Source organism: Microbacterium sp. 22296, from assembly GCF_052045385.1.
In the GTDB taxonomy this organism is placed as follows: Bacteria; Actinomycetota; Actinomycetes; order Actinomycetales; family Microbacteriaceae; genus Microbacterium.
This window is the reverse complement of the sequence record NZ_JBQEOS010000002.1, coordinates 280,324-304,725: the sequence shown is the minus strand read 5'-3', so window position 1 is coordinate 304,725 and position 24,402 is coordinate 280,324. Positions and strand designations below refer to the sequence as shown.

The window sequence follows — 24,402 nt, the reverse complement described above, 5'->3', positions numbered from 1 at the left end:
CGTTCTGCGGGAGCACACGCGCTGTCGGGACGTTTCTTCGCGCGCATGCCGTTTCTCGCGCCGTCGTCGCCGTCAACGCGCCGCCGAGTCCGGTGGCCTTGTGCCCTTAGGCGCGTGGTCCGGTGAGCTTCGTGCCAGTTTCTTCGCGAGAAACGCGTTCTGCGGGAGCACACGCGCTGTAGGGGCGTTTCTTCGTGCGGATGCCGTTTCTCGCGCGGGCGCCGCCGCCCTCCTCGTCGCGGCCGGTGGCCCTGCGTACTTGTGCACTTGGTCCGGTGAGCTTCGTGCCGGCTTCTTCGCGAGGAACGCGTTCTGCGGGAGCACACGCGTTGTCGGGACGTTTCTTCGCGCGGATGCCGTTTCTCGCGCCGTCGTCGCCGTCAACGCGCCGCCGAGTCCGGTGGCCTTGTGCCCTTGGGCGCGTGGTCCGGTGAGCTTCGTGCCAGCTTCTTCGCGAGAAACGCGTTCTGCGGGAGCACACGCGTTATCGGGGCGTTTCTTCGCGCGGATGCCGTTTCTCACGCCGCACGCCGCACGCCGCCCACCTCACGCCGCACACCTCACGCCGCACGCCTCACGCCGTCCGCCGCACACCGGGCGAAGCCCGAGCCGCGCCGCAACCAACGACGGCGCCGCGCCCCCGAAAGGACGCGGCGCCGGACGTGTCACCCCGACGTCAGGTGATCAGCAGCAGCTGGTGACCGGCCGATACCGTCGTGCCGGCGGTGGCGTCGATCCCGCCGATCGTTCCGTCCTTGTGCGCCTGGATCGGCTGCTCCATCTTCATCGCCTCGAGCACGACCACGAGGTCGCCCTTGACGACCTGCTGGCCCTCCTCGACGGCGACCTTGACGATCGTCGCCTGCATGGGCGATTTCACCGCGTCTCCGGTGGCGCCGGCCGAGGGTGAGGCCGCGTGCGAGCGGCGCGACGGCGGGGCGGCCACCGGGCGGCCGACGGCGGGAGCCGCGGCCGTGATGCGATCGGGCAGGCTGACCTCGAGGCGCTTGCCGCCGACCTCGACGACCACCGTGTGGCGACCGGGGACCACTGCGGGGGCCTCGGGTTCGCCGTCCCACGCGGGGATGTCGTTGACGAACTCCGTCTCGATCCAGCGCGTGAAGACGCCGAAGTCGCCGTTCTCGGCGGTGAAGGCGGGGTCGCGCACGACCTTCCGGTGGAAGGGGAGCACGGTGGGCATGCCGGACACCTCGAACTCGTCGAGTGCACGGCGCGAGCGCTCGAGCGCCTCGGCGCGGTCACGGCCGGTGACGATGATCTTCGCCAGCAGCGAGTCGAACGCGCCCGAGACGCTGTCGCCTGCCGTGACGCCGGAGTCGAGGCGGATGCCGGGGCCGCCGAACGTCTTGAAGACGTGGATGGGGCCGGGCTGGGGGAGGAAGCCTCGGCCGGGGTCCTCGCCATTGATGCGGAACTCGATGGAGTGGCCGACGGGAGCAGGGTCGTCGTACCCGAGCTCTTCGCCCTCGGCGAGACGGAACTGCTCGCGCACGAGGTCGAGGCCGGTCACTTCTTCGGAGACGGGGTGCTCGACCTGGAGGCGCGTATTCACCTCGAGGAACGAGATGGTGCCGTCGGCGCCGATGAGGAACTCGCACGTGCCCGCACCGACGTAGCCGACCTCCTTGAGGATGGCCTTGGATGCCGAGTACAGCACGGCATTCTGCTCGTCGCTGAGGAACGGCGCCGGTGCCTCCTCGACGAGCTTCTGGTGACGGCGCTGCAGCGAGCAGTCGCGGGTCGACACGACGACGACGTTGCCCGCGGCATCCGCGAGGCACTGGGTCTCGACGTGGCGGGGCTTGTCGAGGTACTTCTCGACGAAGCACTCACCGCGGCCGAACGCGGCGACGGCCTCGCGGGTCGCCGACTCGAACATCTCGGCGACCTCGCCGAGTTCGCGCGCCACCTTGAGGCCGCGCCCGCCGCCGCCGTACGCGGCTTTGATGGCGATGGGAAGGCCCACCTGCTCGGCGAAGGCGATGACCTCGTCGGCGCCGGAGACGGGGCCGGGAGTGCCGGGGGCGAGCGGCGCTCCGACCTTCTCGGCGACGTGGCGAGCGGTGACCTTGTCGCCGAGGGCCTCGATCGCGTCGGGGGAGGGGCCGATCCACACCAGCCCCGCGGAGATCACCGCGCGGGCGAAATCGGCGTTCTCGGCGAGGAAGCCGTACCCGGGGTGCACCGCGTCGGCGCCGGCGCGGCGAGCGACCGAGAGGATCTTCTCGATGGACAGGTAGGTGTCGGCGCTGGTGGCGCCGTCGAGGGCGTATGCCTCGTCGGCCAGGCGTGTGTGCAGGGCGTCGCGGTCTTGATCGGCGTAGACGGCGACGGAGGCCTTACCCGAGTCACGGGCGGCGCGGATGACACGGACGGCGATCTCGCCGCGGTTGGCGACAAGGACCTTGGCGATCTTCGGCATCCTCCCAGCCTATCGAGGGGCCACCCCCGCCTTTTGACCCCACTCCACAAGAAAGGTCAGAAAACGTGTGCGGGAGTCTACGAACGATTCCACAGGTCGGTCCACGAACCCCCGAGCTCCCGCACGAGCCGACGGACCGTCGACAGCGACATCCCGACCACCGTGGAGGGGTCGCCCTCCACCCGTTCGATGAACGCCCCGCCGAGGCTGTCGACGGTGAAGGCGCCCGCCACGAGCAACGGCTCGCCGCTCGCGACGTAGGCCGCGATCTCGCGGTCGTCCACGTCGGATGCGAAGGTCACCGATGCCTCGGCGACCGCGTGCGCTTCGACGGGTTCGGCGCCGGGGGAGAGGCGGAACACGCTGTGACCCGAGTGCAGGATGCCGGTGCGCCCGCGCATCTGCCGCCACCGCTCGGTGGCGACCTCGGGGGTGTAGGGCTTGCCGAGGATCTCATCGCCGAGTTCGAACATCGAATCGCCCCCGATGACGAAGCCGTCGAACCCGCGGTCCTCGGCGCGCAGGCGCCGGGCCACGTCGTCGGCCTTGCGCCTCGCGAGCAGGAGCACGTGCTCCGCCGCGGGGAGTCGCCGCCCCTCGGCCGCTTCGACCTCGGCGATGACGGCCTCCTCGTCGACCTGCGGAGCGCGCGCTTCGGGCTCGATGCCCGCTTGCCGCAGCAGCATGAGACGGGCGGGAGAAGTGGATGCCAAGCACGCGCGCATGCGACAACGCTACCGATGTCGGGCCGCGACGTCGGCGGATGCCCGGGCGCGCCGGGGGAGGGTCGGAGGTGGCTCAGACTTGCGAAGCCGTCGTCGTCCGATGCGGCTCGGGGTCCTCGATCGTTCGGTCGGCGCGTCCGCACCCGACGGTCTCCCGGGTCGGATGTGTCAGGCTCGGGGGATGCACGACGGCGACCTCATCGAACTCGACATCACCGGCATCGCCCACGGCGGTGTCTTCGTCGGGCGGCACGAGGGACGCGTGGTGTTCGTCCCCGACACCCTGCCGGGGGAGCGCATCCGCGCGCGGCTCACCGACACCCGCAAGAAGGCGTTCTGGCGCGCCGACGCCGTCGAGGTGCTCGAGGCGGCACCCGAGCGGCGACCTCACGTCTGGAACGCCGCGGGCATCGACGTCGACCCCGGTCACCGCGTCGGCGGAGCGGAGTTCGGCCACATCGAGCTCGCCCACCAGCGCGGGCTGAAGGAGCGGGTCGTCCGCGAGGCGATCGAACGGGTCGGCCGACTGGAGCTGTCGGTCGACGTGCGTGCCGCGGGTACCGCAGAGCAGGGCGAATCGGCTGACGGCACCGGCTGGCGCACGCGGGTCAGCCTGCACGTCGACGCCGACGGTCGTGTCGGCGCGTACGCCGCCCGCACGCATCACGTCGTCGAGACGCCCGACCTGCCGTTGGCGACCGACGCCGTCGCGCGCGCGGCCGCCGAGCTGGGCGCCGGAGCGCGACCCGGCCGTATCGACCTCGTGCAGCCGGCCGATGGACGCGTGCGCGTCCTGCCGCGTCCGGACGGATCGCGTCCGAGCGGAGCGCCCGAGGTCTTGGAGGAACGCGTCGGCGACCGCGTGTTCCGCGTCGATGCGAGCGGGTTCTGGCAGGTGCACCGGCTCGCCGCGCGCACCTTGACCTCCGTCGTGTCGAGCGAGCTCACGGCATCGGTCGGCGGTCTCGACCCGGAGGCGACGCACCTCGACCTCTACGGAGGCGTCGGTCTGTTCGCCGCGACCCTCGGCGAGCTGGGCGGGCCGAGCACACGGGTTGTCAGCGTGGAGTCCGATCCCCTAGCGACGGAGCACGCCGGTGAGAACCTCGTCGACTGGGTCGGTGCGCGTGCCGAGACCGCGCGCGTCGACCGTTACATCGGTCGTCTGGCGGCCGACGCGTCCGAGCGCGAGCGCGAGCGCCTAGCTCGCGGCGTCATCCTGCTCGACCCGCCCCGCGCCGGGGCCGGGGCGCAGGTCGTCGAGGGCATCGCGGCGCTATCGCCGTCGGCGGTGGTGTACGTCGCCTGCGACCCGGTCGCCCTCGCGCGCGACCTCGCGACCTTCTCCGAGCTCGGTTATCGGGCGCACGACGGTATCCGCGGGATCGACCTGTTCCCGAACTCGCACCATGTCGAGGCCGTCGCGGTCCTGCGTCGCTGAGGCCGGGGGTCCTCGTTCTCCCGCACCGGCGGGGGCGGCGTGGATACGATGTGAGGATGACCAAAGTCGCTCTCATCGATGACCACGAGTCGGTTCGACTCGGGCTGGAGGCGGCCCTCGCGCGCACCGCGTCGACCGAGGTCGTCTTCTCGGGTGCCAACGTCGCCGCCTACCTCACCTGGCGGCGGGCCGCCGTGGCGTCGCCGGCCGATGTCGTCGTCCTCGATCTGACCCTCGGCGACGGCACGACCGTGTCGGAGAACGTCGACCGCGTCGTCCGCGACGGCTCGAGCGTCATCATCCATAGCGTCGCCGACCGCCCCGCCGCCGTGCGCGAAGCGCTCGCCGCGGGAGCCGCGGGTATCGTCAGCAAATCGTCACCGACGCACGAGGTGCTCGGAGCCATCGTCGCCGTCGCGCGCGGCGAGCTGATCGACAACGTCGAGTGGGCCAGTGCCGTGGAGGGCGACCGCGAGTTCGCCGATGCCCAGCTGTCGGCCCGCGAGCGCGAGGTGTTGCGACTGTACGCCGCCGGTCTTCCGCTGAAGGCCGTGGCCGAGCGACTCGGCGTGGCCTACTCCACCGCCAAGGAGAACATCACCCGAGTGCGGGTGAAGTACGTCGAGGTGGGTCGACCCGCCCCGACGAAGGTCGATCTGCTCCGACGCGCGATGGAAGACGGCATCCTGCACGATGCTCCCGACGGCGCTGCGCCGCATGGCTGACATCCGGAGGTCGGTTCTCGACGAGGCGTGGGGGCGCATTCCCCACACGCGCGAGACGCAGGCCGATCAGGGTTCCTTCACGCAGACACGCATCGAGCGGGTCATCACCCTGATCGTCGGATGCGGCTCCCTCGTCCTCGGCGCGCAGGCCCTCGCGGCGGCCCTGGGATCGCCCGACGAGGCGGCCGATTGGCACGTGCCGCTCGTCGTCATCGTCTTCGTACCGCTGACGGCGATGATCCTGGCGTGCCTCCTCGGCCGGTTCACGAGGGTCTTCGCGGGGATCTTCGCGATCGTGTTCGTCGTGACCCTCGCGCTGTGGCCGTGGGCGACGGCCGCGGGACCCGCGCCGACGGCCACCCAGGACCCGTGGGTGTTCTTCCTGGTGAACGTAGCGACGGTGGCGAGCATCGTCGCGTTCCCGATCGGCGTGCAGGTCGCGTGGACGATCGCGACTCCGGTCCTCTACGGCGTCGTCCGCCTGCTCCAGGCGGGGTACGCGGCGGATTTCATCGTGCCGGTCGCGCTCGACGTCTCGTTCGCGCTCATCCTCGGCAGCGTGCTGCTCACGCTCGGCTGGATGTACCGGTCCGTCGCCGCGAACGTCGACCAGGCGCGCGCGGCGGCCGTTGCCAGCTACGCCTCCGCTGCGGCGACGGCGGCGACCGAGTCCGAGCGGGTGGCGGTGGCCGCCCTCATGCACGACAGCGTGCTGGGGGCTCTGCTCGCCGCCGAACGCGCCTCGACCCCCCGCGAGCGCACGCTCGCCGTCAGCATGGCGCGCGAGGCGCTGACCCGTCTGGCCAACGCCGAGAAAGACGCTCAGGAGGGCAGCGACGAGCCCGTCCCCGCGTCGCGCCTCGCCGACGACATCGAGGCGGCCGCGAAGGAACTGGGGGTGGGGTTGAGCGTCATCCGTCAGCTCGACGACGACACCCCTCGCGTGCCGGGACGCGTGGCGCGGGCGCTCGTGCTCGCCGCGCTCCAGGCCGTCGCGAACGCCGTTCAGCACGCCGACGCGCAGGGACTCACGGTGCAGCTGATCGGGTCGGCATCGCCGGGCGGGGTGACGCTGCGCGTGCGGGACACGGGACCGGGTTTCGATATCACCTCGGTGGCGCCCGACCGCCTCGGCATCCGCGGGTCGATCCATGCCCGCCTCGCCGCGGTGGGCGGTCGCAGTGACATCGACTCGCACGCGGGGGGCACCATGGTGACCCTCGAGTGGGAGAGCGGGGACCGCTGGTGACCGTCCGCGCCATCCTGTCGTTCCTCGGTGTCGCCCTCACCGCGTACCTCGCCGCCCGTGGGCTGATCTGGACCTCGCCCGACACTGTCGTGCGCGGCTGGCTGATCGTCGCCGCCCTGGTCGCCTATCTGCCGGTGACGCTGTTGTGGATCTTCGCTCTCGGCGTCCGCGACCGCCCGAGCCCGGCTCCGGCCGCGGCTCCGCCGCGCGCACCGGCATGGCAGGTCGTGCTCGCACTGGTCGTGGCGGTGTTCGTCTCGAATGCGACGTTCCTCGCCGTGACCGAGGACGGGCGCACCGAGCCGTTCGTGACGTGGGTCATCGGGGCCATCGGCGCCCTCATGATGATCGTCATGGCGCGCCGGCGGCCCGTCGCCGCTTGGACGGGGATCGCGGTGCTCACGCTGTCGACGTCGCTGTGGCTCGGGCCCGTGCAGGCGATGAGCCTCGGCCTGATCGGCTCGATCGTCTGGGTGGCCGCAGCGCAGTTGGTCGTCTTCGCGCTCGATCGGGCGGCGACGGATGCCGAGCGGCTCGCCGAACTGCAGCAGGCGGCGTCGGCGTGGCAGGCGTCGCAGAGCGGGCGCCAGCGGGAGCGTCGCCTGCACGTGCAGCGTGCTCTGCAGACGGCGGGTCCGATCCTGTCGCTCACCATCGAGAACGGCGGCAATCTGCGTCCCTCCGATAAGGCGGCGGCACGTCGAGCCGAGGCGCGGCTGCGAGACGAGCTGCGCGGCAACCGTCTGCTCGACGACGAGGTGCGCGCCGAGCTCGACGCCGCGCGTTGCCGCGGAGCGGCCATCAGCCTGTTCGACGAGGGAGGTCTCGACGGCCTCGATGCGCGTGAGCTCGCCGAGGTGCGGCGGGAGCTCGCGAGCATCCTGCGCGAGTCGGTGTCGGAGCGCGTGATCATCCGCACGTCTCCTGACGAGCAGATCGCCGTCACCGTCGTGGGGCGCTCCAGCGGTGACACCGCGGCCGGCGACGACGACAACGTCGATCTCTGGCGCGAGATCCGCCGCCCGCGCTGAGCCGCCGTCGCGCCCGTCGGCCCGCCGCCCGAATGGGGTGCCCGCACGCCACGCGCCGTCGAGGTCCCCGAAAAGATGAGGGGTGAGGGGCGGCGATACGCCGACCCCTCACCCCTGGCGAACGGTTACCCGAAAACCGCCCGCAAGGCCGGATCCGGCTCGAAGAGCGGACCGACCGAACGCATGATGCGTTCCAGCTCCTCCAGTATTCGCGTCGTGCGTCCCGCCGTCTGTAGGTATTTCGGGGGACACGGCGCGCGGGTCTCAGCCGGTGAAGCCGTTCCACCCCGCCGCACGGTTCAGCGGCGTGCGCAGGCCACGGGCGTGGAGCTCCCACCGCGAACGGACGATGTCGTCGGGCACGGTCGCGCTCGCGGCTTCGCGGGCGTACTCCTCGCTGACCACGACGATCGCCGCGGCCAGCTCTTCCTCGGTGGGCGCACCGCGCACCACTTCCACCACGACCGGCGGAATGTCCCGGGCGTCGTCCGCGTCGCTCACAGCGGGATGTTCCCGTGCTTCTTGGCCGGCAGGCTCGCCCGCTTGTTGCGGAGGGCTCGCAGGGCCTTCGCGATCGATACGCGCGTCTGCGCGGGCTCGATGATCCCGTCGAGTTCGCCGCGCTCGGCGGCCAGGAACGGGGATGCCACGTTGTAGGTGTATTCGTTGGCGAGGCGCGTGCGCACGGCCGCGACGTCTTCGCCGGCCTCCTCGGCCCGCTTGATCTCGCCGCGGTAGAGGATGTTGACCGCGCCCTGACCGCCCATGACCGCGATCTCGGCCGTGGGCCAGGCGAGGTTGATGTCGGCGCCGAGCTGCTTGGAGCCCATGACGATGTACGCGCCGCCGTAGGCCTTGCGCAGGATCACGGTGACCAGCGGCACGGTGGCCTCGGCGTACGCGTAGAGCAGTTTCGCTCCGCGGCGGATGACGCCGGTCCACTCCTGGTCGGTGCCGGGGAGGTAGCCGGGCACGTCGACGAGCGTGACGATGGGGATCGAGAACGCGTCGCAGAAGCGCACGAAGCGGCTGGCCTTCTCACCCGCGTCGATGTTGAGGGTGCCGGCCATCTGCGAGGGCTGGTTGGCGATGATGCCCACCGTGCGGCCTTCGATGCGGCCGAAGCCGATCACGATGTTCGGCGCGAACAGCGGCTGCACCTCGAGGAACTCTCCGGCATCCACGATCCCGTCGATGACGGTGTGGATGTCGTAGGGCTGGTTGGGGGAGTCGGGGATGACGGTGTTCAGAGCGCGGTCGGCGTCGGTCGTCTCGAACTCGAACGGGGTGTCGTAGACGGGGATCTCGGCGAGGTTGTTGTCGGGGAGGTACCCGATCAGCCCGCGGGCGTAGTCGATCGCGTCGTCCTCGTCGTCGGCGAGGTAGTGCGCGACGCCGGAGCGGGTGTTGTGGGTGTGGGCTCCGCCGAGCTCCTCCATGCCCACGTCTTCGCCGGTGACGGTCTTGATCACGTCGGGGCCGGTGACGAACATCTGGCTGGTCTTGTCGACCATGATGACGAAGTCGGTGAGGGCGGGGGAGTACACCGCTCCGCCGGCGGCCGGGCCCATGATGATCGAGAGCTGCGGGATGACGCCCGACGCGGCGGTGTTCAGGCGGAAGATCTCGCCGTACTTGCCGAGGGCGACCACACCCTCCTGGATGCGCGCGCCGCCGGAGTCGAGGATGCCGATGATCGGGATGCCGCTGCGCAGCGCCAGCTCCATGACCTTGATGATCTTGTCGCCGGCGACCTCGCCGAGCGAACCGCCGAAGGTCGAGAAGTCCTGCGCGTACACCGCGACGGTGCGGCCGTGGATGGTGCCGGTGCCCGTGACGACGGAGTCGCCGTAGGGGCGGGACTTGTCCATGCCGAAGGCGGTGGTGCGGTGGCGCACGTACTCGTCGAGTTCGACGAACGAGCCCGGGTCGACCAGCATCTCGAGACGCTCGCGGGCGGTGAGCTTGCCCTTGGCGTGCTGCTTGGTGCGCGCGGCGGTTTCGGCGTCGACGACCGCTTCCTGGAACCTGTTGCGCAGGTCGGCGATCTTGCCGGCGGTCGTGTAGAGATCGGGCTGGTCGGTCACCCTTCCCACCCTAGCGACCGCACCGTCGCCCACGTTGGAGGGTGCGCACAAGCCAGAGCCGGAGAGGCTGTGACATCCGACCAGCGTCGGCGTACGCCTCCGAGACGATCCGGGCAAGTGGATGCCACCTCGCTCGAGCGTTCCCTAGGGTGTGGGCATGCCGATCCCCGCCGCCGGATACCCGCTGACCGCCGCCCACAGCCCCCGTGTCCAGGTCGTCGAGACCACCGACTCCACCAACGCCGACGTCGTCGCCGCGGTCGTCGCCGACCCCGCGGGCTGGCCGCATCTTGCGCTGCTCGTCACCGACGACCAGCGCGCGGGCCGCGGACGCCTCGACCGCACGTGGACCGCCCCGGCCGGAACGGCGCTCGCCGTCTCGGTCGTGGTGGACGCCACGATGATCCCGCCGGCCCTGCGGGGGTGGATCCCGCTCGCCGCGGGTGCCGCGATGACCCGCGCGGTGCGGCATCAGCTCACCGGCCATGGCGCGACGGCGGAGCTGAAGTGGCCGAACGACGTGCTCGTGGACGGGGGCAAGATCTGCGGCATCCTCGCCGAGGTCGTTCCCGGTGACGCCGACACCGTGGTGGTGGGGGCGGGGGTGAACACCCGGATGAGCCGCGCCGACCTCCCCGTGGCCACGGCGACGTCGTTCGCAGCCATCGGCGCCGCGTGCGACGACGACCGGCTGCTCGCCGACTACGTCGACGACCTCGGCAAGACCCTGGCCCGCCTGGCCCACGACGACGGGGAGCGCGTGCACGGCGAGATCGAGAAGCTGTGCGCCACGGTCGGCCGCGAGGTGTCGGTGTCGCTCCCCGACGGGTCGACGCTGCAGGGCACGGCCGTCCGGCTCGATGCCGACGGCCGTCTGGTCGTCGAGGTGGGCACGATCGAGACGGTCGTGTCGGCCGGGGACGTCGTCCACGTGCGCTGACGCGCCCCGCCCGCCACCCCGCGTGGCACGAAGCTTCCGTCCGCCTCACGCCGCACAATGGGAGGGTGAGTCAGCCCTCGACCCCGCTCGGACGCCCGCGGATGCCGGCACCGGGAGCGGCCGCGCCGGAACTGCGCATCGCGCGGCTGCGGTCGCACGCCCGGCGACTGTTCTGGTCGGCGCTCGTGCTGATCGGCGTATCGGGGGCGACGGCGTACTTCTACGACAACCTGCCGGCCCCGTACGAGAACTGGATGCTGTTGACGACGGCGGGCGGCCTCGTGCTGCTGCTGGTCGTGATCCCCTTCCTCTTCTGGCTCTCGCGCACGTGGACGATCACGACGAGGCGCGTGATCGAGCGCTCCGGACCTTTCGGCGCGAATCGCCGCGAGATCTCGCACGTGCGCGGCTACGCGATCCAGCTGCGTCGCGGCATCCTGCAGCGCATGTGGGGCGCGGGAACACTGACGCTGTCCAACGGCGTGGAACCCGCGCTGCGACTGAAGAACGTCCCGAACGCGGTCCTGGTGCACGAGACCCTCGTCGATCAGGTCGAGGTGAACCAGATCCTCGCCCACCGCGACTCGCAGACGTTCGGCTCGGGCTCCGTCGGCTTCTGACCCACGCGTCGGTCGACGCCCCCGACGAGGACACAACGCAGGAGTTGCGCTCCGCGCAGCCGTGACAACGGCTCATGCCGCGGTGCGCAGACACACATCTCCTGCGTTGTGTCCGCCTAGGCGTGCCGGCAGGCTCGACCCTCTCCCCGGTCGCCGCCGACAGAACGCAGGAAGACAGCCGGGTGAGGGCCGGCGTCTCGGCCCAGCCGGCCCGGGCGCGCAGGAAACTCCTGCGTTGTGTCGGGGGAGCGGCCGGCGCGCATCCCTCCCGGCTCGCGCCCCCGCGGCCATGCCGACAGAATGGATGCCGACGGAGGGAGCGGCATGGCGCTGCGAGTCGGAGTGGTCGGTGGCGGACAGTTGGCGCGGATGATGATCGCGCCCGCCGTCGAGCTCGGCGTCGAGATCCGTGTGCTCGCGGAGGGTGAGGGCATGTCCGCGGCGCTCGCCGCGACCGCCGTCGGCGACTACCGCGACGCCGACACCGTGCTGGCGTTCGCGCGCGACGTCGACGTCATCACCTTCGACCACGAACACGTGCCGCAGGACGTGCTCGCCGCCCTCGTCGACGCCGGTGTGGCGGTGCACCCCGGCCCGGCTCCCCTCGGCGTCGCGCAGGACAAGCTCGTCATGCGTGCGCGGATGGCCGAACTCGGTCTGCCGCAGCCCGACTGGGCCGCCGTGACCGACGCCGCCGAACTGCAGGACTTCCTCGACGCCCACGGCGGTCGCGCCGTGGTCAAGACCCCGCGCGGGGGGTACGACGGCAAGGGCGTGCGCGTCGTGTCGGCCGCGACCGAGGCCGACGACTGGTTCACGGCTCTCGCCGAAGACGCCGGCGGTGGGGCGCTGCTCGTCGAAGAGCTGGTCGACTTCACCCGCGAACTGGCGCAGCAGGTGGCACGCCGCCCGTCGGGAGACGTGCGGGCCTACCCGATCGTCGAGACCGTGCAGCGCGGGGGTGTGTGCGCCGAGGTGATCGCCCCGGCACCGCGTGCCGACGAGCGCGTGCAGCGCGTCGCCGCCGAGATCGGCGTCGCCGTGGCCGAGGGGCTCGGGGTCACCGGCATGCTCGCGGTGGAGCTGTTCGAGACGACCGACCAGCGCATCCTCATCAACGAGCTCGCCATGCGCCCCCACAACAGCGGCCACTGGACGCAGGACGGCGCCGTCACCAGCCAGTTCGAGCAGCACCTGCGCGCCGTCCTCGATCTGCCCCTCGGCTCGACGGATGCCGTCGCCCCGTGGGCGGTCATGATCAACGTTTTGGGCGGCCCCGCCGAGGGCGGCTTGGCCGAACGGTTCCCCGCGGCCATGGCCGCGCATCCCTCGGCCAAGATCCACACCTACGGCAAGGCGCCGCGCCCCGGTCGCAAGGTCGGGCACGTGAACGTCGTGGGCGACGACCTCGACGACGTCGTGTACGAAGCGCGGGGGGCTGCGTCGTTCTTCGACTGATCGTGTCGCGTGCCGTTCCGCGATCTTCCAGCGAGCGCGCCTAGCCTGGACCGGTGACCCGGCCGCTGCATTCTTCCGAGACGCCCGTGGTCGGCGTCGTCATGGGCTCCGACTCCGATTGGCGCGTGATGAGCGACGCGTCCCAGGTGCTGACGGAGTTCGGCATCCCGCACGAGGTCGAGGTGGTGTCCGCGCACCGAACACCGGACAAGCTCGTGCGTTACGGCCGTGAGGCACGTGCCCGCGGTCTTCGCGCGATCATCGCCGGCGCGGGCGGTGCCGCGCACCTGCCGGGCATGCTGGCATCCGTCACCGCCCTCCCCGTCATCGGCGTGCCGGTGCAGTTGGCCACGCTCGACGGATTGGATTCGTTGCTGAGCATCGTGCAGATGCCCGCGGGCATCCCGGTCGCCACCGTCTCGATCAACGGTGCCAAGAACGCCGGACTCCTCGCCGCGCGGATCCTCGGCAGCGCCGACCCCGAGCTCGCCGACCGCGTCGAGGCGTACGCGAAGGACCTGGAGTCGCAGGTCGAGGAGAAGAACCGGCGTCTCAAGGACTCCCTGTGACGCTCACCGCGGCTCGGCCCGGTGCGCCGGCTCGGGCCCTCGAATCGCGGCCTCTGCGCAATCCCGACGCCGCCTCGTCCGAGGTCATGACGCGTCGTGGCTGGTGGCTCGTGGTCATCAACTTCCTGATCCCCGGGTCGGCGCAAGTGCTCGCCGGCAGTCGACGGCTCGGACGCATCGGCCTCGGAGCCACATTGGCGATGTGGACCCTCCTCGCGCTCGGCGCCCTCGGGGCGCTGCTGTGGCCGACGGGGCTCTTCACGGTGGTCACCGGGTCGTTCTTCCCCGACTTCCTCTCGGCGCTCCGGCCGCTCCCGTTGACGCTGGTGCAGATCGCGCTGATCGCCTACATCGTGTTGTGGATCGTGCTCACCATCGACACGCTTCGGCTCGTGCGTCTGGTGCGCGTCGGACCGCTGTCACGGGTCGCCATGGCGATCGTGGCCGTGGGTCTGCTCGTGCTCTCCGGCTCCGGGGCCGCCTACGCCGCGCAGATCGCGGGGAGCACGCGCGACGCCCTGTCGTCGCTCTTCACCCAATCGGGGCCGATCGTGCCGCCGTCCGACGGGTACTACAACATCCTCCTCCTGGGCGCCGACTCCGGTGAGGGACGCGATTCGATGCGCTTCGACAGCATCTCGGTCGTGTCGGTCAACGCCGATACCGGCGCGACGACCATCACCGGCATCCCGCGCGACATGCCCCACTTCCCGTTCGCGCCCGGGCCGATGCAAGACAGGTATCCCGACGGTCACCAGGGGTACGCCGATCCCACCTGCGGGTGGGGGAGCGGCGTCAATCAGCTCCGCACCGAGGTCGAGGTCTGTCAGGACGGCAACGCGCTCTACCCCGACGCCGAGGCCAACGGCTCCGAGCCGGGCATCGAGGCGACGAAGGATGCCGCGGAGGGCATCCTCGGCATCCAGATCCCGTACTACGTGCTCATCGACATGAAGGGCTTCGCCGACGTGATCGACGCCCTCGGCGGCGTGGACATCACGGTGCAGGAGCGTCTGCCCAAGGGCGGGCCCGCCTACGACGGGCAGCCCGTCGACGACTGGGCGTTCGGCTGGATCGAGCCCGGCGCCCAGCACATGGACGGCGACACCGCCCAGTGGTACGCCCGGTCCCGGTACACCACGAGCGACTTCGACCGTATGCGGCGCCAGCGCGAGCTGCAGGAAGCTGTGCTCGCGCAGTTCACCCCCCAGGTTGTTCTGACACGCTTCCAGCAGGTCGCCGAGTCCACCACGAGCATCGTTCAGACGGACCTGCCGCAGGGCCTGATCGCGCCGACGCTGGTCGATCTCGCGCTGAAGGCGAAGGACCAGCCCATCAACACCCTCGAACTCACCCCCGAGGGCGGCGTCGACGAGTACGACCCGGATTACGCCCAGGTGCAGCAGATGGTGCGCGACGCCCTGCACCCGGCGACCGTGACCGAGGAGCCGGCCCCGTGACCGTGACCCTGCGCGTCGTGCTCGACCAGCTCGTCTCGCCGACCTCTCCCGATCTCGCCGAAGCGTCGGCCTCGCTCACCGAGGCCCTGATCGCCACAGCTCCCCGCGGATGCGACGTCTCGGCCATCGTCCCCGCCCCGGGCATCCCGGATGCGGCCGGGCTCGCCGGTCTCAGCTCCGAGACGCGCCTGGCCGTGCGGCGACGCGAGCTCGCGGCGTCGTGGCAGCTCGGCGTCGCCCCCGGCGTCGGCAAGGGCCTGATCCACTCTCCGACCGCGCTCGCGCCGCTCGTGCGGCACGACCGCGTCAACGAGACGCACCAGATCGTGGTCACCCTGTGGGAGCTGCGGGCGTGGGAGACGCCGGAGGAGCTGCCGAAGGCCGAGATCCTCGCCTGCCGTGCCCTGCTTTCACGCGTGACAAAGCACGCCGACGCTGTCATCGTCCCCACCCACGCGATGGCTGCGCGCCTGGCCGAGGTAGCCAAGAGCAAGCTGTCGAAGAAGGTGCGCGTGATCGGGGGAGCCCCCGCCGCGGGGCTCCGCGTGCCCTCGGATGCCGTGGGGCGCCTGCGTGCCCTCGACCTGCCGTCGTCGTTCCTCGCCCTCGCCGGAGGGGCGGCGGCATCCGACGCTCTCGCCGCAGGTTTTACCGCGGTCGTCACCGCGGGCTGGGACGGCGACGTGGTCGTGCTCGACGTGCCCGAGGGGGAAGAGCCCGCCGTCGCCGACATCGCCGCCGCCGCCGGCCTCGCCGAGGTGCGCGTGCACAGCCGCGGGTCCCTGGACCGGTGGGATCGCGCCGCCGTTCTCTCGCACGCCGCAGCCTTCATCGCGGCGTGCGGCCGCACCGACTGGCCGTGGCGCGCCGTCGACGCCCTCGCCGTCGGGCTGCCGATCGTCGCGGTCGACACCCCCGTGCACCGGGAGGTGCTCGCCGATGCCGCAGCCTACGCCGCCCCCGACGACCTCGGCGACGCGCTCTCCCGCGCCCTGGGCGAGGATGCCGAGCGGCTGCGCGTGCTCGCCGGCGACCGGGCGAAAGGCTTCGCGTGGAATTCCGCCGCCGACCGCGTGTGGGCGTTGCACGCGGAGCTGTGACGGGCGCCCACTGAACGGGGCTGGTCGTCCACCGCAATAAGCTCGTCACCATGACAGAGCGCGTCGGGATCGTCGTCCGGACCCGGCAGCGGCCGGAATTCCTCCGCAGGGCGCTCGTCGACATCGCGGCGCAGACGTACACCGGTTTCCGCGTCATCGTCGTGAACGACGGCGGAGACCCCGCCGAGGTCGATGCCGTCGTCGCCGCTTCCGGCGCGGCAGACGTGACCGTCCGTCACATCGCCGCCGGCGAAGGCGGACGCTGCGTCGCCGCCAACCTCGGCGTCCGCGACGCCGGGACGGAGTACGTCGTGCTGCACGACGACGACGACCGCTGGCATCCCGAATTCCTCGCCCGCACCGTGGCATGGCTCGACGCGAACCCCGTCGACGCCGCGGTCGCCGTACCCACGGAGATCGTCTACGAGGAGAACCGCGGGGGAGCGTGGGTCGAGGTGGGCCGAGCTCCCTTCTGGGCGGGAATGCAGCGCATCTCCCTCACCGAGATGCTCAGCGTCAACCGCGCGGTCCCGATCTCGGTGCTCTACCGGCGCGCCGTCCACGACGAGGTCGGGTGGTACGACGAGACCCTCGACGCGGTCGAGGACTGGGACCTCTATCTGCGCATCCTCCGGTCGGGCGGGATCGGTTTCCTCCCGGGCGAGCCGCTCGCCTTCTGGACTCAGAGACCGGATGCCACGGGCCTGGATGCCAACAGCATGTTCGCCCTCACCGAGGCCCACGCCGCGGACGACGCGCGCGTGCGCGATCGGGCGCTGGCGGAGTGGGTGCGCCGGGAGGGCGACGGGTTGCCCCTGTACCTCGCGTCGTTGCACGCGGCGACGGTCGAGCACATCGACGCGCGCATCGACCAGCTCGAGCGGACCCTGCGGGCGCGGATGCAGGACGATCTGCGTCGCGAAATCGACGCGCATCAGCCCGTCTTGTCGAGACTTCGGCGGCTGCGTCGGCGCCTGGGTCGCCGGTGACGAGAGCGCCGACTCCGGCGTGGCAGCGGACGTGGAGAGGCGACCCCTTCATAATGATCGCGTGATGCACCTCATCGACGCCGTCGTCCTCCGCCCCTCTCGGCGCTCCCGTGTCGTGCTCGCCGCGGCTGCCCTAGCAGGAGTCGTGACGCTCTCCGCCTGCGCGACCTCGAGCGGATCCGTGGCTCCTCCCTCGACTTCTTCGGCGTCCACGACGCCGTCTTCGATGCCGGCACCGACCGTCACGGCGTCCGTCCCCACCGTCACCGATTCTCCGAGTCCCACTGCGACCGTGGTCACCGACGAACCCTTCAACGGCCAGATCCTGATCGTGACGTCGGAGATCCGTGAGGGCCGGCTGGAGGTCACGGCGATGGTGCCGAAGGTGGCGGAGTCGGGAGGCGTGTGCACCCTCACCGTGCCGGCGACGGGAGCGAGCGTGACGACGGAGGCGAGCGAGGGCAAGGACGTCACGTACTGCGGGGTGATGTCGCTCGAAGCCACCGCACCCAGCGCGGATCTCGCGTTCATCGTGTCCTATGCGTCTGCGACGACACGGGCCGAATCGTCGCTCACGACGGTCGAGCCTGCCGCGTGACCCGCGCGACGGCCCTCGGTCGGCGCGCGGCGGCGTTCGTCGCCATCTGGGCGTGCGCCCTCGCAGTGCTCGTCGCCCTCCCCGCCACCGTTTCGCCGACATCCTCGGCGTCGGCCGCGAACGCCGCGGATTGGAACGCCGGCAACATCATCGATGACGCGGTCTTCTACGACAGCAACGCCATGACGTCGTCAGAGATCCAGGCGTTCATGGAGCGTCAGGTGCGCTCCTGCCAGTCGGGCTACACCTGCATCAAGGACTATCGCCAGAACACCGACAACAGGCCCGCCGACCGCTACTGCGACGGGTACACCGGGCGCGCGAACGAGAGCGCGTCGACGATCATCGACCGCGTCGCCCGCTCCTGCGGCATGAGCCAGAAGAGTCTGCTCGTCCTCCTGCAGAAAGAGCAGGGCCTCATCACCTCGACGTCGCCGTCGGCGTGGAACTACTCGGCCGCCACAGGACAGGGCTGCCCCGACACCGCCCCGTGCGACGCCTCGACCTCCGGCTTCTTCTACCAGGTGTACTACGCCGCGCGGCAATTCGAGATCTACCGGCTTTCGCCGACGTCCTGGGGTTACCAGGCGGGCAGATACAACAACATCCTCTACAACCCCAACGGCAACTGCGGAACCCAGCGCGTGTACATCGAGAACCAGGCGACGGCAGGGCTCTACATCTACACCCCCTACGTCCCGAACCAGGCGGCGCTGAACAACCTGTACGGTACGGGCGACGGCTGCTCGGCCTACGGCAACCGCAACTTCTGGCGCACGTTCACGGACTGGTTCGGTTCGACGCGGTATACGCCACCGCCACCGCAGTACGGTGTCGACCCCTCGATCGTCGCGATCGACGGTTCGGGGAACGTCTTCTCCTATCCGTTCGCGAACGGGTCCTGGGGTCAGCGGGTCCGAACGGCCGGAGGGATCGAGTCGGCCAGCCGGGTGCAGGCGGTCGGCGACTTCGACGGCGACCAGCGTCGCGACATGATCGTCGTATCGAGCGACCGGCGGGCGTCCCTCCGTCCGCTCGAAGAGAGAGGCGGCGATCCCGCGCCGCGCCGCCTCGGTGTCGATTGGTCGGATGCCGTCCACATCACCGCGGCGAGCGATGTGGACGGTGACGGCGTCCCCGACGTCTACACGACCGACACCGCCGGTCAGCTCCTGCTCTGGCGGGGCAATGGCTTCGGAGTCTTCGAATCCGCGCGGGTCGTCGGCAGCGGGTGGGTCGGATTCACCGCGGTGGTCGGCGGTGCGGACGTCACGGGGGACGGCAGACAAGACCTTCTGGGTCGCGATGCCTCGGGCGAGTTGTGGCTTTACCGAGGCGACGGCGCCGGCGGCTGGCAGCCGGGTCGAACCTCGCTGGGCACGGGCTGGGGGCAGATGACCTCGATCCTCATGCCGGGAGACTTCACCGGAGATCGTGTGGCGGATCTGCTCGCGGTCGACCAGGCAGGTTCTCTGTGGGCGTTCGCCGGCGACAACAACGGCCGGTTCACCCGATCCGCGGCACCGGTCGGCAGCGGCTGGTCGGCCATGACGGCCGTACTGAGCGAGGGGCCGCGCCCGGGATGGAAGAAGTCGTTCCCGGGGGGAGCGAATGATCTGACGGGGGACGCCCGTGCCGACGTCGTCGCGGTGTCCAAGACGGGGACCTTGAGTGTCTATCCCGGTGACGGGCGAGGCGGTTGGCAGGCTCCGATCAGCGTGTCCACGAGCTGGGGAAGCGGGACGGTCGTTCCGCTGGGTGACTTCGACGGCGATGGGAGGGCGGATCTCGCACGCGTCACCACCGCGGGGGCCTTCGAACTCTGGCGGGGGCGCGGGGGAGGTCGGTTCGCCCCGCCGGTCGTCATCGGCTCCGGGTGGCAGAACTTCAGCCTGATCACGGGAGGCATCGATTTCGACGGCGACCGCCGACTCGACGTCGTCGGCCGTGACGGTTCGGGAGCCCTGCGTCTGTACCGGGGAGACGGCGCCGGCGGTTGGCTCACGGGCGCGGCGATCCCCATCGGATCCGGCTGGTCGATCGTGGATTCGCTGTCGGCGGGTGGGGACATCGACGGAGACGGGAACAACGACCTTCTTGCACGCCGAACCGATGGCACCCTCTGGTCCTATGGAACGAACGGACAGGGAAATTGGGGACCCGTCCGTCAGATCGGTCAGGGGTGGAACGTGTTCTCACCCGTCTTCTCCGCGGGTGACTTCGACGGAGTCAGGGGAACCGACGTCATGGGGAGGGATGCCAAGGGCGACCTGTATCTCTACCGGGGCGACGGGTCCGGCGGGTGGTCCGGGAGCGCGCTCATCGGCATCGGATGGGAGGTGATGCGCGAGATTCGCTGATCGCGCATCCCCCGATTGGCGTCCTCACGACGCACGCGTGAGACTGAAGGGTCTGCATCGAGAAAGAGAGCACGCCCTCGTGACCACGACCGCGCTGAGGACTCGTTGGCGGGTGGTCGTCGACCGCTACGCCCGCTTCGTCGAACCCCGACCCGACGGGTTGCCCAACGCGCGCGTCGTGGGGTTCCCCCTGGGTCTGCTCGCGGTCGTTCTGGCGCTGCTCGTCGGCTTCGGAGTGACCGGATCCTCGACGGGGATCGTGCACTCCGAGGTCGAGACCGGGGCGGACTCGGCGCTCATCGCGGGCGAGCCGCAGGGAATCCGCAGCGACGAGTGGTTCGTTCAAACCTCCTGGGTGATCTCGCAGGTCGAGCAGGGCCTTCCGGCCCGCAACGAGACCTTTCCCGGGGGCATGGACGCGACGGTCCAGCACGACCTCCCGAACACGGACTGGTCGACCGCTCTACGACCTCACCTGTGGGGGTTCTTCGTCCTTCCGCTCGACCAGGCGATGGCGTTCAAATGGTGGTTCCCCGGCTTCGGGATCATGGCGGCCGGGTATCTACTGGCCGTCATCATGATGCCGAGACGGCCGGCCGCCGCTGCCGCCTTGGGAGTCGGGTTCTTCTTCTCCCCCTTCTTCCAGTGGTGGTACCTCTCGACGACGCTCTATCCGGCCGTATGGGCCTTCCTCGTCATCGCCACGGCCCTCTGGTGTCTGCGCTCGGAGCGCCGACGGGGCTCATGGGTGCTGGCCGCATTGACGGCGTGGTCCACCGCGGCTCTGGCCGTCGGCATCTACGTGCCGTTCATCGTCCCCGCGGTCGTCGTCGCGGCGGCGACCGTACTGGGAGCGGTATTGAGCCGCGACGTCTCGACGGCACCGCTGCTCGCGCGCGTACGCGCGCTCGTGCCGCTCCTGGTCGCCGGGGCGGTCGCGGGCGGTGTGATGGTCGTCTGGATGCTGACGCGATTGCCCACGATCCAAGCGTTCCTGGGGACGGTCTACCCGGGTGAACGCCTTCAGCAGGTAGGACAGGCCACCGCGGATCAGATCGCGGCCCTGTTCGCCGGTTTCCTCTCCTTCGACCTCGGCCGCAGCCGTGGGGCGCCGTTCGCAGTCAACCCCTCTGAAGCGTCGACGTTCCTGCTGCCGGGGCTGTTCTTGAGCGTGGTGCTGGTGTGGCTGACGATCGAGCGGAGGCGACGCGCGGGCTCCATCGACGGGATGGCGGTAGGCGCCCTCGTCGCGGGCGCCCTCATGCTCGCTTACCTCGTCGTCCCTGGCTGGGACGCCGTCGCCCACCTGCTCTTCCTCGACCGGACGACTTACTCGCGGATGACGATCGGTTTCGGCATCCTCAGCTTCGTCATCGTCCTGCTTGTCGTACGCGCCGCGGATGAACGAGCCGCCCGCACCTCCGAGGGACTCTCTCGGGTGGCGACGGTGTTGGCGCTCGCCGCCGCCATCGGGTCCGTCGTCTTCGTCCTCTGGCGGATCGATCGATTGATGGGCTGGGAGGCGTTCGTGGCGGGGACTCCTAAGCGCGTGCTGGCGGCCGGCCTGGTCCTGACGGGTCTCTTCATCTTCTCGGTCTGGGCGATCAGCCGTCGTCGGGTGGCGCTCGGAGCCCTGAGCCTGCTGGTCGTCTCGCTCATCGCCGGTCTGGGCGTGAACCCCCTCTATCGCGGCGTCCTCGACCTGCGGGAGACGGCGACGGTGGAAGCCGTCCAAGCCATCGACGCCCGTTCCCCGGGCACGTGGGTGGGCATCAACACCGACCTCGTTCCGACGATGATGCTCGTGGAGTCCGGTGTGACGGCGCTGAACGGCTTTCAAGGGGCGCCCCCGCGTGAGATGTGGGCCGAGATCGATCCCGAGGGTGACGAGGAGGAGGCGTGGAACCGGCTCGGAAACCTCTCGTGGACGCTGGGCGAGGGAGAGCCCGACCCGCGCAATCCGTTCCCCGACCAGATCCAGATGACGTTCGACGCGTGCAGCACCTTCGCGCAGACCCACGTCGACTGGGTGCTCAGCGAGACCCCCGTCGAATCGCCTTGCGTCGATCTCGTCGAGAGCATCCCTCAGGGGCCGACGGAGATGCGGATCTACGAAGTGATCGACGTCGGATGAGCGGTAAGCGGCCGCCCCGACGGGCGGCCGCTACGCGCTGGTGTACGCGGCGAGCTTCTGCGTCACCGGGGTGTCGCGTAGATGCGGCGTGCCGCTCAGATCGAGCACACTGTTGCGTGGTCGGGGGGCGACGACACCGCTCGCCTGGGCGAAGTACTCCTCCGTGGAGACTCCGGTGATCCGGTCGGGGTCGTGACCGGTGACCTTGAAGACGGCGCGGGCGACGTCGTACCACGTCATGGAGTCTCCGGTCCCCGTGACGTTGTGAACCCCGTAGGGCGCACCTTCGTCGAGGAACCGATGGATCGTCGCGGCGATGTCGTCCGTGAAGGTGAGTCGGCCGGTCTGGTCGTTCACGACGCGCGGGTCGATCCCGCGCTCGGCGAGGGATGCCATGGTGCGGACGAAGTTCGGGCCGTCCCCGATCACCCAGCTGGTGCGGATGATGTAGTGACGGGGGACGGTGGACACGATCGCGTCGCCCGCGGCCTTCGTCTGCCCGTACACGCCGAGCGGCGACAGTGCGTCCTGCGGCGCGTACGCACCGCTCTTCGTGCCGTCGAAGACGTAGTCGCTGGACACGTGCACGAGGGTGATGCCGTTGGCCGACGCGATTCGCGCCAGGGCGGCGACGGCGGTGACATTGGCCGCCCACGCCTCTTCACGCCCGCTCTCCGTCTCGGCGAGGTCGACCTTCGTGTACGCCGCGGCATTGATGATGGCCCCGTACTCGCGCCAGCGGCGGGCCGAGTCGAGGTCGGGGGAGGTGAGGTCGAGGTCGTCGCGTGCGGCGTACTCGATCCAGGGATGCTCGCCGAACTCCGCCCGAAGCGCGCGGCCGAGCTGTCCGTTCGCCCCGGTGACGAGGATCTTGCTCGGCGGCATGGGCACCACGTCGGCGAGCCGGGGGTGGTTCTTGTCCTTCGCGCTGATCTCGACCTCGGCGAGCGGGATGGGCCACTCGACGGCCACCGTCTCGTCGGCGAGGTTGAGGAACGTATACGTGGCGTCGGGTGACCAGTGGTCGTTCACGAGGTAGGTGTACGCGGTGTCGGGCTCGAGCGTCTGGTAGGAGTTGCCGACGCCGCGCGGCACGAAGATCGCGGTCGAGGGGTCGAGTTCGGCGGTGAACACTGCGCCGAAAGTTTCGCCTTCGCGCAGATCCACCCACGCGCCGAAGATCCGGCCGGTCGCCACCGAGACGTACTTGTCCCACGGTTCGGCGTGGATGCCGCGAGTGGTGCCCACAGCGTCGTTGAACGAGATGTTGTTCTGGACCGGGCCGAAATCGGGCAGGTCGATCCCGGCGGCGGTCATCTTCTCGCGCTGCCAGTTCTCCTTGAACCACCCGCGCGCGTCTCCGTGGACGGGCAGGTCCAGCACGACGAGTCCTGGGATCGGAGTCTCTCGGGCGGACAAGCCCTTGCCGAAGGCGATCGACATCGTCACTGCCCCTTGCTGGCGTAGAAGGCCTCGACGCCGTCTTTGGCGGGCGCCCACCAGGATTCGTTGTCGCGGTACCAGTCGATGGTGGCGGCGAGGCCGGACTCGAAGTCGCCGTAGGTGGGCGTCCAGCCGAGCTCGGTGCGCAGCTTCGTGGAGTCGATGGCGTACCGGAGGTCGTGACCCGGCCGGTCCGTGACGAGGTCGTAGGCATCGGTCGGCTGCCCGGTGATCTGCAGGATCAGCTCGACGACGCTCTTGTTGTCCTTCTCGCCGTCGGCGCCGATGAGGTACGTCTCACCGATCACGCCCTTGTCGAGGATGGTGAGGACGGCAGAAGAGTGGTCGTCTGCGTGGATCCAGTCGCGGACGTTCTCTCCCTTGCCGTAGAGCTTCGGGCGAATGCCGCGTAGCACGTTGGTGATCTGGCGGGGGATGAACTTCTCGACGTGCTGGTACGGGCCGTAGTTGTTGGAGCAGTTGCTGATGGTCGCCCGCACTCCGAACGATCTCACCCAGGCGCGCACCAGCAGGTCGGAGCCGGCCTTGGTCGAGGAGTAGGGCGAGGACGGGTTGTACGGGGTCTGCTCGGTGAAGCGCGCTGGGTCGTCGAGCTCGAGGTCGCCGTACACCTCGTCCGTGGAGATGTGGTGGAACCGCACGTCGTGGCGGCGCGCGGCCTCCAGCAGCGTGTACGTGCCGATGATGTTGGTGTCCAGGAAGGGGCGCGGGTCGTGCAGGGAGTTGTCGTTGTGCGACTCCGCGGCGTAGTGCACCACGGCGTCTGCCTCGGCGACGAGCGGATCCACCACCTCGGCGTCGGCGATGTCGCCCACGACCAGGCGTACCCGGTCTTCGGGGAGTCCGGCCAGCGACAGTTCGTTGCCCGCGTAGGTGAGCTTGTCGAGCACCGTCACCGTGTGGTCGGTGTGGGCGATGACGTGGTGCACGAAATTGGAACCGATGAAACCGGCGCCACCGGTGACGAGAAGTCGACTCATGCCGTCCAGATTAGCGGGGCGGACGACCC

20 protein-coding genes are annotated in these 24,402 nt (G+C 70.2%); 14 read left to right on the top strand and 6 right to left on the bottom strand.

What is annotated here, in order from left to right; all coding sequences use genetic code 11:
- Nucleotides 1-676 precede the first annotated feature (676 nt).
- Both ACTJJP_RS05045 and ACTJJP_RS05040 read right to left on the bottom strand, forming a co-directional pair.
- Nucleotides 677-2,443 carry an ATP-binding protein gene (locus ACTJJP_RS05045; RefSeq protein WP_440773928.1) on the bottom strand — a complete coding sequence of 589 codons (1,767 nt, stop codon included), beginning with the start codon at nucleotides 2,441-2,443 and terminating at the stop codon, nucleotides 677-679.
- Nucleotides 2,444-2,520: 77 nt separating this feature from the next.
- Nucleotides 2,521-3,168 carry a Maf family protein gene (locus ACTJJP_RS05040; protein ID WP_440773927.1) on the bottom strand — a complete coding sequence of 216 codons (648 nt, stop codon included), beginning with the start codon at nucleotides 3,166-3,168 and terminating at the stop codon, nucleotides 2,521-2,523.
- A gap of 181 nt (nucleotides 3,169-3,349) precedes the next feature.
- Between ACTJJP_RS05040 and ACTJJP_RS05035 the strand changes: the two genes are divergently transcribed.
- From ACTJJP_RS05035 to ACTJJP_RS05020, 4 genes are read left to right on the top strand one after another with little or no spacing between them, the layout of a single operon-like run.
- Nucleotides 3,350-4,609 (top strand): class I SAM-dependent RNA methyltransferase, encoded by a 1,260-nt coding sequence (locus ACTJJP_RS05035; protein WP_440773926.1) that lies wholly within the window; start codon nucleotides 3,350-3,352, stop codon nucleotides 4,607-4,609.
- Nucleotides 4,610-4,665: 56 nt separating this feature from the next.
- Nucleotides 4,666-5,334 carry a response regulator transcription factor gene (locus ACTJJP_RS05030; protein ID WP_440773925.1) on the top strand — a complete coding sequence of 223 codons (669 nt, stop codon included), beginning with the start codon at nucleotides 4,666-4,668 and terminating at the stop codon, nucleotides 5,332-5,334.
- A complete protein-coding gene (locus ACTJJP_RS05025; RefSeq protein WP_440773924.1) occupies nucleotides 5,327-6,583 on the top strand; it encodes a sensor histidine kinase in 1,257 nt (418 codons plus the stop codon). Before ACTJJP_RS05030 ends, ACTJJP_RS05025 begins: the two co-directional genes overlap by 8 nt.
- Nucleotides 6,580-7,614, top strand: a complete 1,035-nt coding sequence (locus ACTJJP_RS05020) for a hypothetical protein (protein ID WP_440773923.1) — start codon at nucleotides 6,580-6,582, stop codon at nucleotides 7,612-7,614. The genes ACTJJP_RS05025 and ACTJJP_RS05020 overlap by 4 nt, the downstream gene beginning before the upstream one ends.
- Before the next feature lie 264 nt (nucleotides 7,615-7,878).
- Here the strand turns inward: ACTJJP_RS05020 and ACTJJP_RS05015 are convergent, their stop codons facing one another.
- Entirely contained in the window at nucleotides 7,879-8,115 is a 237-nt protein-coding gene (locus ACTJJP_RS05015) for an acyl-CoA carboxylase subunit epsilon (RefSeq protein ID WP_440773922.1), read from the bottom strand.
- Entirely contained in the window at nucleotides 8,112-9,701 is a 1,590-nt protein-coding gene (locus tag ACTJJP_RS05010; RefSeq protein WP_440773921.1) for an acyl-CoA carboxylase subunit beta, read from the bottom strand. The genes ACTJJP_RS05015 and ACTJJP_RS05010 overlap by 4 nt, the downstream gene beginning before the upstream one ends.
- Before the next feature lie 157 nt (nucleotides 9,702-9,858).
- On the opposite strand from ACTJJP_RS05010, the gene ACTJJP_RS05005 reads away from it, so the two are divergent.
- The 10 genes from ACTJJP_RS05005 (at nucleotide 9,859) to ACTJJP_RS04960 (ending at nucleotide 21,929) form a co-directional block, all read left to right on the top strand.
- Nucleotides 9,859-10,641 (top strand): biotin--[acetyl-CoA-carboxylase] ligase, encoded by a 783-nt coding sequence (locus ACTJJP_RS05005; protein WP_440773920.1) that lies wholly within the window; start codon nucleotides 9,859-9,861, stop codon nucleotides 10,639-10,641.
- Between the two features lie 65 nt (nucleotides 10,642-10,706).
- Entirely contained in the window at nucleotides 10,707-11,261 is a 555-nt protein-coding gene (locus ACTJJP_RS05000) for a PH domain-containing protein (RefSeq protein ID WP_440773919.1), read from the top strand.
- Between the two features lie 324 nt (nucleotides 11,262-11,585).
- Nucleotides 11,586-12,719, top strand: a complete 1,134-nt coding sequence (locus ACTJJP_RS04995; protein WP_440773918.1) for a 5-(carboxyamino)imidazole ribonucleotide synthase — start codon at nucleotides 11,586-11,588, stop codon at nucleotides 12,717-12,719.
- 101 nt (nucleotides 12,720-12,820) lie between these two features.
- Nucleotides 12,821-13,288, top strand: coding sequence for a 5-(carboxyamino)imidazole ribonucleotide mutase (gene purE, locus ACTJJP_RS04990; RefSeq protein ID WP_243502149.1), 468 nt, complete (start codon nucleotides 12,821-12,823; stop codon nucleotides 13,286-13,288).
- The gene (locus tag ACTJJP_RS04985; RefSeq protein ID WP_440773917.1) at nucleotides 13,285-14,748 is read left to right on the top strand and encodes an LCP family protein; all 1,464 of its coding nucleotides are present in this window, start codon (nucleotides 13,285-13,287) and stop codon (nucleotides 14,746-14,748) included. The genes purE and ACTJJP_RS04985 overlap by 4 nt, the downstream gene beginning before the upstream one ends.
- On the top strand, nucleotides 14,745-15,848 hold the full coding sequence (locus ACTJJP_RS04980; protein WP_440773916.1) for a glycosyltransferase: 1,104 nt from the start codon (nucleotides 14,745-14,747) through the stop codon (nucleotides 15,846-15,848). The genes ACTJJP_RS04985 and ACTJJP_RS04980 overlap by 4 nt, the downstream gene beginning before the upstream one ends.
- Before the next feature lie 50 nt (nucleotides 15,849-15,898).
- The gene (locus tag ACTJJP_RS04975) at nucleotides 15,899-16,837 is read left to right on the top strand and encodes a glycosyltransferase family 2 protein (protein ID WP_440773915.1); all 939 of its coding nucleotides are present in this window, start codon (nucleotides 15,899-15,901) and stop codon (nucleotides 16,835-16,837) included.
- Between the two features lie 61 nt (nucleotides 16,838-16,898).
- Entirely contained in the window at nucleotides 16,899-17,435 is a 537-nt protein-coding gene (locus ACTJJP_RS04970; RefSeq protein WP_440773914.1) for a hypothetical protein, read from the top strand.
- Nucleotides 17,432-19,795, top strand: coding sequence for an FG-GAP repeat domain-containing protein (locus tag ACTJJP_RS04965; protein WP_440773913.1), 2,364 nt, complete (start codon nucleotides 17,432-17,434; stop codon nucleotides 19,793-19,795). Before ACTJJP_RS04970 ends, ACTJJP_RS04965 begins: the two co-directional genes overlap by 4 nt.
- A 79-nt stretch (nucleotides 19,796-19,874) precedes the next feature.
- Nucleotides 19,875-21,929: a DUF7657 domain-containing protein gene (locus ACTJJP_RS04960; RefSeq protein WP_440773912.1), complete on the top strand. Its 2,055-nt coding sequence runs from the start codon at nucleotides 19,875-19,877 to the stop codon at nucleotides 21,927-21,929.
- A gap of 30 nt (nucleotides 21,930-21,959) precedes the next feature.
- On the opposite strand, the gene ACTJJP_RS04955 is transcribed toward ACTJJP_RS04960, so the two are convergent.
- Both ACTJJP_RS04955 and rfbB read right to left on the bottom strand, forming a co-directional pair.
- Nucleotides 21,960-23,372, bottom strand: a complete 1,413-nt coding sequence (locus tag ACTJJP_RS04955; RefSeq protein ID WP_440774157.1) for a sugar nucleotide-binding protein — start codon at nucleotides 23,370-23,372, stop codon at nucleotides 21,960-21,962.
- Nucleotides 23,373-23,374: 2 nt separating this feature from the next.
- Nucleotides 23,375-24,373 (bottom strand): dTDP-glucose 4,6-dehydratase, encoded by a 999-nt coding sequence (gene rfbB, locus ACTJJP_RS04950; protein WP_440773911.1) that lies wholly within the window; start codon nucleotides 24,371-24,373, stop codon nucleotides 23,375-23,377.
- Between the last annotated feature and the right edge of the window lie 29 nt (nucleotides 24,374-24,402).

Coding starts and splice junctions, on each gene's coding strand:
- ACTJJP_RS04995 (WP_440773918.1), top strand. CDS start 11,586: ATGGCGCTGCGAGTCGGAGTGGTCGGTGGCGGACAGTTGGCGCGGATG.
- ACTJJP_RS05030 (WP_440773925.1), top strand. CDS start 4,666: ATGACCAAAGTCGCTCTCATCGATGACCACGAGTCGGTTCGACTCGGG.
- ACTJJP_RS05005 (WP_440773920.1), top strand. CDS start 9,859: ATGCCGATCCCCGCCGCCGGATACCCGCTGACCGCCGCCCACAGCCCC.
- ACTJJP_RS05040 (WP_440773927.1), bottom strand. CDS start 3,168: ATGCGCGCGTGCTTGGCATCCACTTCTCCCGCCCGTCTCATGCTGCTG.
- ACTJJP_RS05035 (WP_440773926.1), top strand. CDS start 3,350: ATGCACGACGGCGACCTCATCGAACTCGACATCACCGGCATCGCCCAC.
- ACTJJP_RS05045 (WP_440773928.1), bottom strand. CDS start 2,443: ATGCCGAAGATCGCCAAGGTCCTTGTCGCCAACCGCGGCGAGATCGCC.
- ACTJJP_RS04955 (WP_440774157.1), bottom strand. CDS start 23,372: ATGTCGATCGCCTTCGGCAAGGGCTTGTCCGCCCGAGAGACTCCGATC.
- rfbB (WP_440773911.1), bottom strand. CDS start 24,373: ATGAGTCGACTTCTCGTCACCGGTGGCGCCGGTTTCATCGGTTCCAAT.
- ACTJJP_RS04975 (WP_440773915.1), top strand. CDS start 15,899: ATGACAGAGCGCGTCGGGATCGTCGTCCGGACCCGGCAGCGGCCGGAA.
- ACTJJP_RS05025 (WP_440773924.1), top strand. CDS start 5,327: ATGGCTGACATCCGGAGGTCGGTTCTCGACGAGGCGTGGGGGCGCATT.
- purE (WP_243502149.1), top strand. CDS start 12,821: ATGGGCTCCGACTCCGATTGGCGCGTGATGAGCGACGCGTCCCAGGTG.